Origin of the sequence: Acidovorax sp. Root219, assembly GCF_001428665.1 — a bacterium.
Lineage (GTDB): Bacteria > Pseudomonadota > Gammaproteobacteria > Burkholderiales > Burkholderiaceae_C > Acidovorax.
On record NZ_LMIJ01000017.1, the window covers coordinates 36690 to 51918 of the forward strand.

13 protein-coding genes are annotated in these 15229 nt (G+C 66.8%); 2 read left to right on the forward strand and 11 right to left on the reverse strand.

The window, feature by feature from the left end:
- Positions 1-4: 4 nt before the first annotated feature.
- The 7 genes from ASE28_RS19135 to ASE28_RS19165 form a co-directional block, all read right to left on the reverse strand.
- On the reverse strand, positions 5-1189 hold the full coding sequence (locus ASE28_RS19135; protein ID WP_057268086.1) for a pyridoxal phosphate-dependent aminotransferase: 1185 nt from the start codon (positions 1187-1189) through the stop codon (positions 5-7).
- Between the two features lie 109 nt (positions 1190-1298).
- Positions 1299-1928, reverse strand: a complete 630-nt coding sequence (gene nusB, locus ASE28_RS19140; RefSeq protein ID WP_057268052.1) for a transcription antitermination factor NusB — start codon at positions 1926-1928, stop codon at positions 1299-1301.
- On the reverse strand, positions 1925-2389 hold the full coding sequence (gene ribH / locus ASE28_RS19145) for a 6,7-dimethyl-8-ribityllumazine synthase (RefSeq protein WP_057268053.1): 465 nt from the start codon (positions 2387-2389) through the stop codon (positions 1925-1927). The genes nusB and ribH overlap by 4 nt, the downstream gene beginning before the upstream one ends.
- A gap of 6 nt (positions 2390-2395) precedes the next feature.
- On the reverse strand, positions 2396-3517 hold the full coding sequence (ribBA, locus tag ASE28_RS19150; RefSeq protein WP_057206640.1) for a bifunctional 3,4-dihydroxy-2-butanone-4-phosphate synthase/GTP cyclohydrolase II: 1122 nt from the start codon (positions 3515-3517) through the stop codon (positions 2396-2398).
- Positions 3518-3728: 211 nt separating this feature from the next.
- On the reverse strand, positions 3729-4022 hold the full coding sequence (locus tag ASE28_RS19155) for a 2Fe-2S iron-sulfur cluster-binding protein (RefSeq protein WP_057268054.1): 294 nt from the start codon (positions 4020-4022) through the stop codon (positions 3729-3731).
- Complete coding sequence (locus ASE28_RS19160; protein ID WP_057268055.1) at positions 4019-4663, reverse strand: DUF938 domain-containing protein; 645 nt, start codon at positions 4661-4663, stop codon at positions 4019-4021. The genes ASE28_RS19155 and ASE28_RS19160 overlap by 4 nt, the downstream gene beginning before the upstream one ends.
- Positions 4664-5258: 595 nt before the next feature.
- Complete coding sequence (locus tag ASE28_RS19165; RefSeq protein WP_057268056.1) at positions 5259-5540, reverse strand: DUF427 domain-containing protein; 282 nt, start codon at positions 5538-5540, stop codon at positions 5259-5261.
- Between the two features lie 204 nt (positions 5541-5744).
- On the opposite strand from ASE28_RS19165, the gene ASE28_RS19170 reads away from it, so the two are divergent.
- Together ASE28_RS19170 and gshA are read left to right on the forward strand one after the other, a co-directional pair.
- The gene (locus ASE28_RS19170) at positions 5745-6653 is read left to right on the forward strand and encodes an SDR family NAD(P)-dependent oxidoreductase (protein WP_057268057.1); all 909 of its coding nucleotides are present in this window, start codon (positions 5745-5747) and stop codon (positions 6651-6653) included.
- Positions 6654-6721: 68 nt separating this feature from the next.
- Complete coding sequence (gene gshA, locus ASE28_RS19175) at positions 6722-8251, forward strand: glutamate--cysteine ligase (protein ID WP_057268058.1); 1530 nt, start codon at positions 6722-6724, stop codon at positions 8249-8251.
- 23 nt (positions 8252-8274) lie between these two features.
- On the opposite strand, the gene ASE28_RS19180 is transcribed toward gshA, so the two are convergent.
- From ASE28_RS19180 to ASE28_RS19195, 4 genes are read right to left on the reverse strand one after another with little or no spacing between them, the layout of a single operon-like run.
- Positions 8275-9468 carry a Wadjet anti-phage system protein JetD domain-containing protein gene (locus ASE28_RS19180; RefSeq protein WP_057268059.1) on the reverse strand — a complete coding sequence of 398 codons (1194 nt, stop codon included), beginning with the start codon at positions 9466-9468 and terminating at the stop codon, positions 8275-8277.
- The gene (locus ASE28_RS19185; RefSeq protein WP_057268060.1) at positions 9465-12839 is read right to left on the reverse strand and encodes an ATP-binding protein; all 3375 of its coding nucleotides are present in this window, start codon (positions 12837-12839) and stop codon (positions 9465-9467) included. The genes ASE28_RS19180 and ASE28_RS19185 overlap by 4 nt, the downstream gene beginning before the upstream one ends.
- The gene (locus ASE28_RS19190) at positions 12832-13482 is read right to left on the reverse strand and encodes a DUF4194 domain-containing protein (RefSeq protein ID WP_057268061.1); all 651 of its coding nucleotides are present in this window, start codon (positions 13480-13482) and stop codon (positions 12832-12834) included. Before ASE28_RS19190 ends, ASE28_RS19185 begins: the two co-directional genes overlap by 8 nt.
- Before the next feature lie 2 nt (positions 13483-13484).
- Positions 13485-14948, reverse strand: coding sequence for a DUF3375 domain-containing protein (locus ASE28_RS19195; RefSeq protein ID WP_057268062.1), 1464 nt, complete (start codon positions 14946-14948; stop codon positions 13485-13487).
- Positions 14949-15229: the final 281 nt, after the last annotated feature.

Genomic DNA, 15229 nt, shown 5'->3' on the forward strand with positions numbered 1-15229 from the left:
CAGATCACCCCAACAAACGACGCAACCGAGCAACAGACTCCTCCAACTGCGCCATCGAATTCGCAGTAGAGAACCGCACAAACCTCTCCGTCTCCGCAGTCCCGAAATCCCGCCCCGGCGTCACCGCGACATGTGCCCGTTTCATCACCTCGAATGCAAAATCCCAACTGCCACTCACCCCAAGACGACCAGCAGCCTCGGAGCAATCCGCCCACGCATAAAAAGCACCATCCGGCATCACCGGCACCGACAAGCCCATGGACTGCAAGGCAGGGATAAAGAAATCGCGCCGCGCCTTGAACTCCGCCCGCCGCCGCTCATACTCTGCAATGCTCTCGGCCTCGAAGCAGGCCAGCGCCGCATGCTGCGACACCGTGCTCGCGCAGATGAACAGATTCTGCGCCAAGCGCTCGACCACGGGCACCATGGCCTCGGGCACCACCATCCAGCCCAGGCGCCAGCCGGTCATGTTGAAGTACTTGCTGAAGCTGTTGATGCTGACGATCTGGTCGTCGATGGCCAGCGCCGTGTGGCCGAACTCTTCTTCGTACGACAGGCCCAGGTAGATCTCGTCGATCAGCGTGATGCCGTCGTGCTCGCGCACTACGTCGTGGATGCGGCGCAGCTCATCGGGCGCGATCGATGTGCCCGTGGGGTTAGATGGCGACGCCAGCAGCACGCCGCGGGTCTTGTCGGTCCAGGCGGCGCGCACCTTCTCGGCGCTGAGCTGGTAGCGCTCGGCCGCAGTGGTGGGCACGAGCACGGCCTTGCCGTCTGCAGCGCTCACGAAGTGGCGGTTGCAGGGGTAGCTCGGGTCGGGCATGAGGATCTCGTCGCCCGACTCGATGAGCGCCAGGCAGGCCAACTGCAGCGCGGCCGATGCGCCGGCCGTGACCACGATGCGCCGGGCCGGCACGTTCACGCCGAAGCGCTGCTGGTACCAGGCGCTGATGCGCTCGCGCAGGGGCTCCAGGCCCAGAGCGTTGGTGTACTGGGTGGCGCCGTCGCGCACGGCGCGGGCGGCGGCCTCCTGCACCAGGGGCGGGGCGGTGAAGTCGGGCTCGCCGATGTTCAAAAAGATCATCGGCTGGCTGGTGGCCGCCACTTCGCGTGCCATGGCCTGCGCAGCCTTGGCCACTTCCATCACGTAAAACGGTTCGATGCGCTCAGCGCGGGAGGAGAACTTCATGGGCATGGGTCCTGGTCCTGCCGGCGGGGCAGGGGGTGGCTGGCGCGGGGGAGAAGGGGGGAGGGGCCGCGGGCTGCGCACCATGGCGGCGGCCCGGGGCAGGGGGCTGTCAGCCCTCTGCGCTGTCGTCGGCTGCTGCGGCGGCTTCAGGTGCCGATGCTGCGGCAGGCGCCGTGGTGGCGCCCGAGGCCTTGTCGGCCGCGACTTCCGCCGCGCGCAGTTGCGGGGCCAGGCCATTGAGCACGGCGTTCACGTACTTGTGGCCGTCGGTGCCGCCAAACTCCTTGGCCAGCTCGATGCACTCGTTGAGCACCACGCGCCACGGCACATCCAGGCAGTGCTGGAACTCGTACACGCCGATCCACATCACGGCATGCTCGATGGGCGAGATCTCGGCCATCTTGCGGTCCAGCAGCGGGGTGATCAGCGCGTCCATCTCGGCGGCCAGCTTGATGGAGCCGTGCAGCAGCGCGTCGTAGTGCACCGAGTCGGCCTTGTGAAAGCCGGCCAAGTCGCGGGTAAATGCGTCGATGGCCTCGGGCGCATTGCCGCCCACCAGGTGTTGGTACAGCGCCTGCAGCGCGAATTCGCGTGCGCGGCTGCGGTTGGACTTGGAGGCGGCCTTGCGCACGCCGGTGCTCTTGAGGCCGGTGCGCGCCTGCTTGGGCGGGCGGGTCGAGGGGTGGCTGTTGCCGGCGGTGGTGGCGTCGTCGCTGTTGTGGTTGTTGTTATCGCTCATGACAGGTCTTCCAGCAGGTTGGCCATCTCCACGGCGACGCGGGCGGCGTCCGTGCCTTTCTCGGTCTGGCGCGCAATCGCCTGCTCGAGGTTTTCGGTGGTGATGATGGCGTTGGCAATCGGGATCTGGTAGTCGAGCGACAGGCGCGTGACGCCCGCGCCCGATTCATTGGCCACCAGCTCGAAGTGGTAGGTCTCACCGCGGATGATGCACCCGAGGGCGATCAGCACGTCGTACTCGTCGGCTTCGCACAGGGCCTGCAATGCCACGGGCACTTCGAGGGCGCCGGGCACCCGCACGTGGGTGATGTGCTTTTCCTGCACGCCCAGGGCCAGCAGTTCGGCACGGCATGCCGCTGCCAGGGCGTTGGTGATGCCCTCGTTGAAACGGGCCTGCACGATGCCGATGTGCAGCTTCTTGCCGTCCAGGCGGTCCGAGCTTCCTTTTTCTGCGCCAAACATAGTCTTTTATTCCTTGGGGATGAAGCCGGTGATTTCGAGGCCATAGCCGGCCATGCTGGGCATGCGGCGGGGCTGGCCCATGAGTTGCATCTTGTGCACGCCGCACTCGCGCAGGATCTGCGCGCCCACACCGTAGGTGCGCAGGTCCATGCGGCCGCGCTCGGGGGCCTGGGCGGCGCGCGCCGTGCCTTCGAACTGTTCGAGCAGTTGCTCTGCTGTCTCGCCGCAGTTGAGCAGCACGGCCACGCCCTTGCCCTGGGCTGCCAGGTACTGCAGGCTCGAATCGAGGCCCCAGGAGTGCATGGAGCGGTTCACTTCGAGCGCATCGAACACCGACAGCGGCTCGTGCACGCGCACGGGCACCACGTCGTCGGCGCCCCACTGGCCCTTGACCAGCGCCAGGTGCACGGCCTGGCTGGGTTGGTCGCGAAAGGCGTGCACGGTGAACTCGCCGGCGGCGGTCTGCAGCGTGCGCGTGCCGACCTTCTCAACCAGCGTCTCGTTGCGGCTGCGGTATTCGATCAGGTCGGCGATGGTGCCGATCTTCAGGCCGTGCTCGGCCGCGAAGAGCTGCAGATCGGGCAGGCGGGCCATGGTGCCGTCGTCCTTCATGATCTCGCAGATCACCGAGGCAGGGCTGCAGCCGGCCATCACGGCCAGGTCGCAGCCGGCTTCGGTGTGGCCGGCGCGCATGAGCACGCCGCCGTCCACCGCCTGCAGCGGGAAGATGTGGCCGGGCTGCACCAGGTCTTCTGCGCGTGCATTGGGCGCCACGGCGGCCTGCACGGTGCGCGAGCGGTCGGCGGCCGAGATGCCGGTGGTCACGCCCTCGGCGGCTTCGATGGAGACGGTGAACGCCGTGGCGTGCTTGGTGCCGTTGCGCGTGACCATGGGCGGCAGGCGCAGGCGCTCGCAGCGCTCGCGGCTCAGCGTCAGGCAGATCAGGCCGCGGCCGAAGCGGGCCATGAAGTTGATGGCCTCGGGCGTCACGTGGTCGGCGGCCAGCACCAGGTCGCCTTCGTTTTCACGGTCTTCTTCATCCACCAGGATGACGATACGGCCGGCGCGCATCTCGGCCACGATGTCCTCGACGGGCGAGATCGGCACGGGGGTGAGGGGAGAGTTCATGGAAGGCTTGGGCTTTCTGTGGGGACGTCTGGCGAGTGTGCGCAGCGCAGGTTCCCGTGGCCGGAGGTCGCCACACGGCACACACCTCCAAGAAACCGCCCAAAGAACATGCGATGCGGCGCTGCCGCACGTCAAAGGGACATATTGCCCCAGAAGGCGTGGATTTTAATGCACCCGGCAGCGGAGCGCATGCAGGTGGCCTTGCGCCAGGTCAGATCATGCTGCCCTGGATCACCACGTCTGACTCGGGATAGGCCACGCAGGGCAGCACGCAGCCCTCGGCCTTTTCCTCGGGCGACAGGCCCGGCCATTCGATGTCGTAGCGCACACGGCCCTCCACCAACTGCCCGATGCAGGTGCGGCAGGTGCCGTTGCGGCAGGAGCTGGGCCAGTCGATGCCGCCCTGCTCGATGGAGACGAGCAGGGGCTGCTCGGGCCAGGCATCGCACTGGGCACCGTCGGGCTCGATGCGGGCGGTGAAGAAGGGGATGGCGGGCTGGGTCATGCGGTGTTGCGAGGGGCTGGGGTGCGTTGCCACACCAGGAGAAGGTTGTTGGCCGGCAGGGCGTGTCGCTCGGCCAGGTGCAGGCCGGCGGCCGCGGCCTCGCGCTCCACATCGGCGCGGTTGCGGATGCCCCAGTCCGGGTCCTGCGCGCGCAGGGTGGCGTCGAAGCCCTGGTTGCCGGGCGAGGTGGGCACGCCGTCTTCGATGTAGGGCCCGTAGGTGACCAGCCTGCCTCCGGGCGCCAGATGCCGCGCCGCACCCTGCATGAGGCCCGCACAGCAGGCCCAGGGGGCGATGTGCAGCATGTTGGCGCAATAAATCAGGTCAAAGTGCTGGGCAAAGGGGGCCGCACCATCGGGCCAGGTGGCAGAGCGCACGTCCAGGCGCACGGCGGGCCGCACGTTGGTGGCGCCGGCCTGCAGGGCCCAGCCGGCGATGGCGAAGAACAGCTCGTCCTTCAGGTCCGTGGGCTGCCAGGTCCAGCCGGGCAGGGCGGCGCCGAAGCAGGCCACATGCTGGCCCGTGCCGCTGGCGATCTCCAGTGCCGCGCCGGTGTCGGGAACCAGGCCGCGCAGCAGGGCCAGGATGGGCGCCTGGTTGCGTTCGGAAGCGGGGCTGCAGGGGAGGGCGGGAGAGGTCATGGGTGTGGACAAAGTACGGGGCGCGATGCTATCAAATTGAAAGCAAATGGCATTTGGCAGGGTCTTTGCCGGAGTGCCTTAATTTTCATCAATGCAGTGATATCCCTTGCAAATCAAGCACTTGGCGCGGCCATACAGGGCTTGTGCAAAGTTATCCCCATGATTGTCCAGTGCGGGCAGGGATAACCGGGCACCTTCTGCCTAAAAAATGAGCACTGCATTCATTTTCGTTGTGAATCAATGGCTTGGATCGCCCATACACGGCTTGCCCAAACTTATCCACATGATTGTCCAGCGCAGGCAGGGATAACCGCAGGTTTTGGCCTGCCGGTCGCTGCCCAAAAAATGGGCGGCGGGTGGGTTTTCGTTGTAGATCAAGCACTTGCATCGGCCATACACGGCTTGTCCTTAGTTATCCACACGATTGTCCAGTGCCATCAGGGATAACCCTGGGCAGGCGCCAGGCCAGGCTGCCCAAAAAACGGGCGGTGCAGTGATATCCCTTGTGAATCAATCACTTGGCATGGCCATACAGGGCTTGCCAAAACTTATCCACATGATTGTCCAGTGCGGGCAGGGATAACTGCCGCGTGCGTCAGGCCTCGATCTTCACGCCCTTCCAGAAGGCGACACGGCCGCGGATCTCGTCGGCCTCGGGCTTGGGATCGGCGTAGAACCAGGCGGCGTCGGTGTTCATTTCGCCGTTGACCAGCAGCGAGAGGTAGCTGGCCTGGCCCTTCCACGCGCAGGTGGTCTTGTGGTTGCTGAAGGTGACGTACTCGCGCTTGAGCGATGCGTCGGGGAAGTAGTGGTTGCCTTCGACCACCACGGTGTCGTCGCTTTCGGCAACGACCACGCCGTTCCAGGTTGCTTTCATGGGGAAATCCTTCGATAAGGAAAAGAGGGGGGGCGCAAGTGCCCGGCGTCCGTGCGGTTTGCGGGGGCGCCAGCTGCGATTTTGCCTGCACCGGGAGTGCCGTGCACTGCCAGTCGCGCGCGGTACCGCGTGGGTTCGCGATGTGGCTTAAAGTCGCTGCGGTTCCAACCGCCTTTTCAAAACCACCACAGGAGAACATTGACCATGGGTATCGATTTCAAGGGCCGTGTGGCCATCGTCACGGGCGCCGGTGGCGGCCTGGGCCGCCAGCATGCGCTGGCACTGGCGGCGCGCGGCGCCAAGGTGCTGGTCAATGACCTGGGCGGGGCGCTGGATGGCAAGGGCGGCTCGGTGGGCGCGGCGCAGGCCGTGGTGGACGAGATCATCGCCGCCGGCGGCGAGGCGATTGCCAACGGCGCCTCGGTCACCGACTACGTGGCCGTGCAGGCCATGGTGCAGCAGGCCATCGACGCCTGGGGCCGGGTCGACATCCTGGTGAACAACGCCGGCATCCTGCGCGACAAGTCGTTCAGCAAGATGGAGATGGACGATTTCCGCCTGGTGGTGGACGTGCACCTCATGGGCGCGGCCCATTGCTGCAAGGCCGTGTGGCCGCACATGGTGGCCCAGCAGTACGGCCGCATCGTGATGACCACCTCGTCCACGGGCCTGTACGGCAACTTCGGCCAGTCCAACTACGGCGCGGCCAAGCTGGCACAGGTGGGGTTGATGCAGACCCTGGCCATCGAGGGCGCCAAGTACCATATCCACGTCAACGCCCTGGCGCCCACGGCCGCCACGCGCATGACCGAGGGCCTGATGCCGCAGGAGGTGCTCGACGCCCTGAAACCCGAGGCCGTGGTGCCCGCCATGCTGGTGCTGGCCCATGAAAGCGCGCCCACGCGCACCATCCTGTGCGCCGGCGCAGGCACCTTCGAGGCGGCGCACATCACGCTGACTCAGGGTATTCACCTAGGCATTGGCGCCGACACCCCCGAGCAACTGGCGGCACGCCTGTCGGAAGTGACCGAGCGCGCTGGCGAGCAAGTACCACAAAGCGGTGCAGCACAGGGAACCAACGAGGTGAGCAAGGCACTGGCGGCCAGGGTTTAAGGCAAGTCCACACGCACAACCGTGCGCCGTGCTAAGTTCCGGGCCGACACGAGATCGGTAATAAAGATATGAGAACTTTGCAGGAACGACTGACCGCCTACCCCGCCGATGCCCTGGCGGGGATACGCCGCGGCATCGAGAAGGAGGGATTGCGCGTGCGGCCCGGCGGGGGGCTGGCCCTCACGCCGCACCCGGCGGCACTGGGCTCGGCACTCACGCACCCGCTGATCACCACCGACTACAGCGAGTCGCAGCTGGAGCTGATCACCGGTGCACGCAAGGGCGTGGACGAGTGCCTGACCGAGCTGGCCGAGGTGCACCAGTTCGTGCACCGCGCGCTGCAGGCGCAGGGCGGGGAGCTGATGTGGGCGTCGAGCATGCCCTGCGGCCTGCCCACGGATGAGACGATTCCCATCGGCCGCTACGGCAGCTCCAACGTGGGCCGTGCCAAGAGCGTCTACCGCATGGGCCTGGGCCACCGCTACGGCCGGCGCATGCAGACCATCTCGGGCATCCACTACAACTGGTCGCTGCCCGGTGTGGGCAGCGATGACTACTTCGCGCTGATCCGCAATTTCCGCCGCCACGCCTTTGTGCTGCTGTACCTGTTCGGCGCATCGCCCGCGCTGTGCCCGTGCTTCGTGCAGGGGCGCGAGCACCGGCTGCTGCCGCTGGGTGACAAGGGCCAGGCCATGTACCTGCCGCATGCCACCTCGCTGCGCATGGGGCGCCTGGGTTACCAGAGCGACGCCCAGGCCACGCTGGCCGTGAGCTACAACGGCCTGGCGGGCTATGCCAACTCGCTGCATGAGGCGCTGACCAAGCCCTACCCGGCCTACGAGACGGTGGGCGTGCGCAACCCCGGCGGCGACTACAACCAGTTGGGCACCAGCCTGCTGCAGATCGAGAACGAGTTCTACGGCACCATCCGCCCCAAGCGCACTGTGCACACGGGCGAGCGCCCGCTGCACGCGCTGCGCGAGCGCGGCGTGGAATACGTGGAAGTGCGCCTGATGGACCTGGACCCTTTCGTGTCCGTGGGCATCACGGCGTCGACCATGCGCCTGCTGGACGTGTTTTTGCTGCACTGCCTGCTGTCCGACAGCCCGCCCGATACGCCCGAAGAGATTGCCGAGCTGCAGCAGAACCAGCACCTCACGGCCGAGCGCGGCCGCGAGCCCGGCCTGCTGCTGCACCGCGCCGGCCAGGCCGTGCCGCTGACCACCTGGGGCGCCGAGGTGCTGGCCGAGTGCGAGCCGCTGGCCGCCGCGCTCGATGCCACGCACGGCACCACGGACTACAGCGATGCCCTGCGCGACGCCCGGGCGCTGATGGAGGCGCCGGACCGCACGCCCTCTGCCCGCGTGCTGGCCAGCATCGTGCAGGACCACGAGAGCAATTTCGAGCGCTTCGCCTTCCAGCAATCGGCCAAGGCTCAGAACACGCTGCTGGCCCTGCCCTGGAGCGATTCGCAGCAGGCGCGCTACCTGGCCATGGCGGACGAGTCCATCGCAGCGCAGAAGGCCATCGAGGCAGCGGATACGCTGCCGTTCGAGCCCTGGCTCGAACAGTACATGGCGGTCGAGGGGCTGGGCTGAGCTGACCCAGCGGCGGCTGCGGATCAGTCCTGCAGCCGCTGCAGCGCCGCCTGCACCCACCCAAATCCCACGTGCTCCTGCTCCAGCCGCAGGTTGGCTTGCAGCCGGTTGTCGCGCAAGTCGTCGTACAGGGCTGCTTCGGCCTCTGTCAGGCGGGGCAGCTCGCGCCGGGTGGGCTGGTTTTCCTGGCCCCACAGCGGCGCATGGGCCTGCAAGGTGGCCTTGTCCATGAGAAATGACTGGGCATGGTGCCATTGGTGGCGCAACTGGTCGAGTATGGCGAAACCGTGGGTATCGATGTCGCCCCAGTAGTGCAGGGGGCAGTGGGCCAGCCATTGCGCCTGCCGCAGCACGTCAAACCCATACCCGGCGCCAAAAACCACCAGGCTGCGCGGGTGCGCAGGCAAGGCCAGGAAGTTGGTTTCGTTCTCGGTCATGAACACGCGCGCGCCCGCCAGGGGCAGCTGGGCGAAGGGCTCTGCGTCCAGGGTCACGTCCTGGCCCCATGGCCCTGCAAGCAGGGCGGGGTCCAGCAGGCGCAGGCGAATGCGCAAGGGTTTTCGCAGCAGGCCGTAGCGCTCCTCGAACAGGCCGGCCCCCGATGCACCCCGGTCGATGGCGTCCTCGGGCAGCGCCAGATCCAGCAGGTCGGCCAGCACCGCGCGGTGGGCTTCGACAAACTTGCTGTGCACGCCCGCCACATCGATCTGCCGTGCATAGACGCCGGGGCGGGGGTGCTGCTGCAGCCACTGCACCACGTCCAGCAGGCGCTGCCAGTCGTGCGTCAGCGCCAGCGCCTGCAGGGGGCGCTGCGCCAGCCATGGGAGCAACAGGGGCTGTTGTTGCCGGGTGGTTTCCACCAGGGCGTTGAAATCCGCCAGGTCGCGGCGCTTTCCCAGCCAGGCCATGGCGTCGTCCAGGCTGTCCACCCAGATCTGGTCTGGAACTTCGTTGGTGCCGAAAAGGCGGTGGCGAAAGCTGCGCATCTCCACGCGGCAATGGGGGAGCGCCCTGATTTGCGCCACCCACGCGCGCACACTGGCAAACTGGTCGGTGATGTCGCCCGAACTGGGGCCGCGCAGCGCCAGGCGGCGCGGGAAAAGCGGGGTGGGCTGCAAGGCGTCCGGCGCGGCGGGCACGGCGCTGGCCAGCAGGTCGCCGCGGTCCCAGAGCCTTTGCAACTGCGCCAGCAGATCGTCGGGGCGGCTCCAGTTCATTCACCCGCCTCCGGGCGGGAGGCCCGATATTCCTCGATGGACAGGTTGCGCAGTTGCGAGGACCGGCCGTCCGCGTTGTGCACGAAGCCCACGCTGGAGACGAAGGGTTCGATGGTGTGGATTTTCTGCAGCGGGGTGATCACCAGCAGCTGCAGTTGCAGCTGCGCGAACAGCTGCAGGCCGTACTGCGCGGATTCGTCCGAGCCCCGCCCGAAGGCCTCGTCGATCATGACGAAGTGGAACCGGGGCGAGCGCGCAGCGCCCCATTGCAGCCCGAACTGGTAGGCCAGGCTGGCCGCCAGGATGGTGTAGGCCAGCTTTTCCTTTTGCCCGCCGGACTTGCCGCCAGAGTCGGAGTAGTGCTCGTGCTCGCTGTCGTCCTCGCGCCAGCGCTCGCTGGCGGCAAAGACGAACCAGTTGCGCACGTCGGTGACCTTGGCGGCCCAGCGCCGGTCCGCTTCGCCCGTACCCTCCCGCCCCCGCAGGCGTTCGATGATGCGCTGCACCTGCAGGAACTTGGCCTCCGAATACTGCGCATCGTCCGAGCCCGTGATGCCGCCTTCGGTGCAGGCGCGCAGGTCGTTGCGAAAGTCGCGTATGTCCACGTCCGGCGCCGTCTGCGCCTCCAGGCGGATGGTGCGGCCGGGGTTGTAGTCGATCTGCGTGAGCGATGTGTTGATGCGGCCGATGCGGTCCAGAATTGTTCCCCGCTCCCTCTCCAGCATCGACAGGAACATGGCCACCTCATGGATGGTGTTCTCGTTGAGCAGGTTCTTGAACGTGGCCTCGAAGCGCGGCAGGTCGTCGGCACGCAGGTTGTCCAGCATCGTCCGGTACTCGTGGCTGGCCTCGATGCTGGCGTCCACCTCCTGCGTTTCGAGGGGGTAGGTGTTCTTGTAGGCCGACATGTCGCGGATGATGCGTTCGCGCAGGCGCTTGAGCTGCAGATCCTCGGCATCGATCTTCTTTTGCAGCCAGTCGCGCAGGTCGCGCTCACGTGCGTCGCAGGACTCCAGTGTCAGGCGCTGGTCAAGCTGTGCCTGTGCGCGCAGCGCCTCCAGCTGCGCCGGCAGGTGCGCGTCGCCGGACAGCGGGTGCTCCGCCAGCAAGGCCTGGGTCTGGCTGCGCAGGGCCTGGGCGTCGGAGCGCCGCTGCTCGGTCCTGGCGCGGGCATCGCGCTGGTGGTCCATGTCGGCCTCGATCTTCTTCAGCTCTTCGAGCACCGCATCGCGCTGCTCTCCCAGGTGCCGCAGCAGGTCGGAGGCCGCGCGCAGGGCCTGCTGCTCGTGCTGCAGCCTGGCGATGTCGGCCACCAGTGGCTGCCAGTCCAGATCGCGAAAATCGGCATACACATCCAGCTGCGTGAGGTTGCGCATCTGCAGCTTCAGTGCCTGCTGCTCCAGCTGCCGCTGCGCAATGCGCTGGCCGACGTCGCCCAACTGGTTTTCGAGCTGCCGGGCCTGGGCCTGCAGCGCGCTGACCTTGCCCGTGTTCTCCCAGCCCAGCACGTAGCGGCTGCGGTCATCCAGGCGGTGGCGGTCGTCCTTCTCATGGCGTTCGCCCCGGGACTTGATCTGCCCGGTGCGTGTCAGGGCGTGCGCTTCCCGGCGGAACTGTTCGGGCGTGGTGCAGCAGGCCACGTCGAACCGGTGTGCCAGCTCGCGCTCCAGCCAGTCGTAGAACGGTGTGTCGGGGTGGATCTGCAGCTTGTGGACCAGGGACTCGCGGTGCAGCGCGGGCATGTCGCTGCGTTGCCCGGCGCGGATGCGGTAGTACACCAGCCGTCCCTTGAGGTGGGTGGCATCGACCCATTCGGACACGGCAGCGTAATGGCTGTCCGAGACCAGCAGCGACAGGCCGAAGCCGCCGAGCAGCCGCTCTGCCGCGCCTTCCCAGTCGCGCTCGGTTTCGTGCACCTGCAGCAGTTCGCCTGCGAACGGCAGCGCCCGCGCTGGCAGGCCCAGGGCCTCGCACAGCTGGTGGCGCAACGCGATGTGGTGGGCCGGAATGTTGTTGCGCCGGGCCTTCAGGCTGGCAATCTCGCCGAGCAGTTGCCCGTGGTTGCGTCGCCCTTCGGCCATGGCGACTTCATCCTCGATCTGGCTGTTCTGCAGGGCTGCTTCCCGGTCCTGGGCCAGTTGCTGCATGCCGGCCAGGCTTTGCCGCTGTGCCAGAAAGTCGGCGGCGCTGCCCATGCTCAGCAGGCCTGCGGCGCGTGCCAGCTCGTTGTAGCTGTCGGCCTTGGCCTTGCGCCGTTGCGCCTGGTCCTCTTTGTCGGCAATCTCCTGCGCCAGTTGCTCCAGCCGGTCGCCGCCGTTGTCCGCCATGCTGCGGCGCAACTCGCCCTCCAGGGCCTGCTTGGCCGAGCGCTGGCCTTGCAGGCGCTGAACCCGCCCGTCATGGCTCTCCCACTCGTCATCGAGGTTGGCAATGCGTTCTTCCAGCAGCACCAGCTTGTGCTGGGCAAACCAGGGCTTGAGTGCATCGCGGCATTCCCGCAGGCCCTCGCTGTGTGCGGTCTGCGCATCGTGGCGCCCGCAATCCTCCACCAGGGGAGTGAGCAGTTCCACCTGCTTGTGCGCTTTGAGCACGGCGGCATGGGCGCGGCTCAGGTCATCGAAGTGGCCGATCAGTGCCGCAATGGGCGGTGCCATGTCGAATGGCTCCAGCATGTGGCTGCGCACGAACCCCGTCAGATTGCCCACGGACTTCATCGATACCGTCTGGTGGAAAAGCTCCAGCGCCTGCTCGTTGTCGATGCCAAAGCGCCGGCGAAACCAGGCGCTGTAGGGCGGAAAGCTCTCGTGCAGCGTGGCGCCCCTGGCGCGCAGCTTCTTGCGCAGGGCACCGATGTCGCTGCCAAAGTCGGAAAAATCGCTGGTGATGGACAGCGCGCTCTCGGCGCACACGTAAAAGCGCGCCGGCTGGCCGTGCGGCTCCTTCATCCAGAACACCTGCGCCAGTGTCACCGTGTGCCCATAGGCGGCGTTGTGGAACACCCCGAGGATGACGGAATACGTGCCGGTGTCTCGCAGCGCGACCGGCTTGGCGCTGCCGCTGGCCTCGTTGCGCTCGGACTTGTAGTGGCCCAGCACGTAGGACCGCAGGGACCGCTCTTTGCCCTGTGCGCCAGCGGCCTTGTTGTAGGCGATGCGCTGCGCCGGGACCAGAAGCGTGGTGATGGCGTCCACCAGCGTCGATTTGCCGGAGCCGATGTCTCCGGTGAGCAAGGCGTTCTTGCCGCCGGGGTGCAGGCTCCAGACGTGGCCATCGAAGGTGCCCCAGTTGAAGACCTCGAACCGCTGCAGCCGAACGCCTGGAGGCACGTCGCCGGCTTGCTCTGCGCTGTGCTGTGCGTGCAGGTCATTCATCGGAGGCCTCTGCCGCTTGCATGGGGGCACTTGCCAGCTGCGCCTGGTAGGCGGCCAGGCGCTCGTCGAATTCACCCAGCCACTGCGCATCCACGAAGGCCTTGAGGATGCGCCGCACCTCGTACACGGCGCTCTGGCCGCCGACGGGGCTTTTGTGGCGGCGCAGGAAGCCCAGTTCGACGACCTTGTTCAGGTGCGTGTCGATCTGGTCGATCAGGCGCGCTTCGTTGCTGTGCTGGGGCAGGAACACGCGCACCATCTCCACCAGCTCGTCGCGGGACATAACCAGCCGGGTGTCCCCTCCCACGGCGTCGAACTCGAGCAGTTTCTTGCGCAGCAGTGCCAGCATGAGGCTGACCTGGAAGGTCAGCGGCCGGCGTGCTACCAGGCGGGGCACGGGGGCCGTAGGTTCTTCCGGCTCCGGGCGCGCCCGCAGGTAGGCAAAGCCCTCGGCCTCGTCGATGTGCAGCGCCAACCCCAGCACGCCCACGTAGTCGCGCACCCGCGCCTGCAGCCCCAGCAGGGCATGCCAGTAGTTGGTATCGCCCTCCTGGTACATGACCCCCTTGAGCAGCGGGATCACCAGGGTGGAGAGGTCGTGCGTCGGCAGTGCGGGCGGGGCATCTTCTGCGTCTTCTTGCATGCTTACCTTACAAAAATGACCCGTGGCAGGCGTGCGCGCTTGAGTCTGGGCGGGTCGCCAGAGGCAGGGCCAGGCGCGGCGCTCCAGGTGATGGTTTCGGTGCTGGTCTCATCCACGGCAGAGGCGAAGCTGCTGCTGGCCAGCTGCAGGTAGGCGATCAGTTCGGCCAGGCCGTGCTGCAGCGGGTGGGCCTGGCACAGGTCGCCCAAGGTGATCTGGCCCTGCCGCTGCAGCGCGCGGCGGATCTGTTGGGCGAGCTTCGCCTTGTCGATGACGATCTGCGAATACAGCGCGGCGTCGTCCATGTCGGCCTCTCCGGCCTGCAGGGCAATGCTGGCGATCAGGGTCTTGACGCCGGGGGCATGCAAGGGACGTTCAAAGGGCAGGGCGATGTCGATGCCCGGGGTGTCCAGGTGCATCGCCGGGCCTTGCGGCGGCGCATCGCGCAACCGCAACGCATGCCCTTCGATGTTGCGCATAAGGTCCATGATGCGGCGATTTTCCAGCCAGGACTGGTCGTCCAGAAAGCGCCGCAGCTGCTGCGAAAGCAGGGCCACGGTGCGCTGGGTGTGCTCGCCGGCTTCCATCCAGTCGTGGTGCACACGGCGCACCCGCATGTCGGGCTGCATGGCCGCCACGGCCTCCAGCTGCAAGACCTGCTCCAGCATCGCCGACAGCTCCTGCTGGCGCTGGCTGGACATCAGAAAATCCCAGAAGGCCCGGAAACTGCGGCCCTGGTCGGAGTCGGCAATGGCGTCGCGCTCGCCCAGAATGTCCTCCAGCAAAGCGCCCCGCGAGCCCCGCCAGAGGGTGATGCGCTCGCGCACCGTGCGGTCCAGCAGGCGAAAGTTCTGCTCCACCTCGCGAAAGTCCGCGAGCAGCTCGCGTGACAGCTGCGTGAACTGGGCAAACCGCTCCTTGACTGCCGTGTCGCCGAGCACCGGCAGGTTGCCGGACAGCACCTGGGCTATTTCCGCGTCGATTGCATCGCGCTGGCGCTGCAGATCCAGCAGGCGCACGTTCACATTGGTCTGCGTGCCGGTACTGATCTGGCGCAGCAGCTCGAACAGGGTGAGCAGCCGCGATTCCGTGCCCACGAAGCTGCGTTCGGTCAGCGTGCCCAGCCAGGCAATGGCTTTCTCGCTGGCCGGCGTCATGTCGAACACCGGGGCATCCGAGCCCGCGCGGTAGAACTTGCGCAGCCAGCCCTTGTCCACGCCGGCCCAGTCGTTCAGGTACTCCATTGCCGTTCTGGGAAATGCCTGCTCCCCCAGCTGTTCGCGCAGCAGGTACAGGTCGTCTTCGAGCGCTTCGCACAGGTCCGCCTGGGCGATGGTGCGCACATTGGGGGTGATGAAGACCCGGTGCAGGAAGCTGGCCACCAGTGCCACGTGGTCTGACCGCAGCAGCCGCCACGCCGGGTGGTTTTGCAGCAGCTGGTCTAGCTTGGCATGGTCCAGGGACATGGAGGGTGGAGATTGGCCAGGCGGCGGGGCAGGGTGGGAGGGGGCGGGCGACTTTTTTCAGCCGTGCCTGCCATCTTAGGGTACGGCCGGGGTGTCTTCTTTGTTGCCTTCTTCGCCTGGGGGTTGGGTGCTTGCCTCTTTTGAGTGGTCCGGTGTGTCTGGGCGTTGTTTTGCGGCTTGGCTTTCGTGGTTGCTGCGTGCTGTGATTGAGGGCGGAGGCCGGGTCTCGGCCCGGCGGCCGAGGTACCTTTCTTTGAGTCGCCAAAGAAAGGTACCCCAAA

Excerpts from the sequence above, each read along its gene's own strand:
- ASE28_RS19135 (WP_057268086.1), bottom strand. The coding sequence starts at position 1,189 with ATGAAGTTCTCCTCCCGCGCTGAGCGCATCGAACCGTTTTACGTGATG.
- ribBA (WP_057206640.1), bottom strand. The coding sequence starts at position 3,517 with ATGAACTCTCCCCTCACCCCCGTGCCGATCTCGCCCGTCGAGGACATC.
- ASE28_RS19190 (WP_057268061.1), bottom strand. The coding sequence starts at position 13,482 with ATGCAAGAAGACGCAGAAGATGCCCCGCCCGCACTGCCGACGCACGAC.
- ASE28_RS19155 (WP_057268054.1), bottom strand. The coding sequence starts at position 4,022 with ATGACCCAGCCCGCCATCCCCTTCTTCACCGCCCGCATCGAGCCCGAC.
- ASE28_RS19180 (WP_057268059.1), bottom strand. The coding sequence starts at position 9,468 with ATGAACTGGAGCCGCCCCGACGATCTGCTGGCGCAGTTGCAAAGGCTC.
- ASE28_RS19185 (WP_057268060.1), bottom strand. The coding sequence starts at position 12,839 with ATGAATGACCTGCACGCACAGCACAGCGCAGAGCAAGCCGGCGACGTG.
- nusB (WP_057268052.1), bottom strand. The coding sequence starts at position 1,928 with ATGAGCGATAACAACAACCACAACAGCGACGACGCCACCACCGCCGGC.
- gshA (WP_057268058.1), top strand. The coding sequence starts at position 6,722 with ATGAGAACTTTGCAGGAACGACTGACCGCCTACCCCGCCGATGCCCTG.
- ASE28_RS19165 (WP_057268056.1), bottom strand. The coding sequence starts at position 5,540 with ATGAAAGCAACCTGGAACGGCGTGGTCGTTGCCGAAAGCGACGACACC.
- ASE28_RS19195 (WP_057268062.1), bottom strand. The coding sequence starts at position 14,948 with ATGTCCCTGGACCATGCCAAGCTAGACCAGCTGCTGCAAAACCACCCG.
- ASE28_RS19170 (WP_057268057.1), top strand. The coding sequence starts at position 5,745 with ATGGGTATCGATTTCAAGGGCCGTGTGGCCATCGTCACGGGCGCCGGT.
- ribH (WP_057268053.1), bottom strand. The coding sequence starts at position 2,389 with ATGTTTGGCGCAGAAAAAGGAAGCTCGGACCGCCTGGACGGCAAGAAG.
- ASE28_RS19160 (WP_057268055.1), bottom strand. The coding sequence starts at position 4,663 with ATGACCTCTCCCGCCCTCCCCTGCAGCCCCGCTTCCGAACGCAACCAG.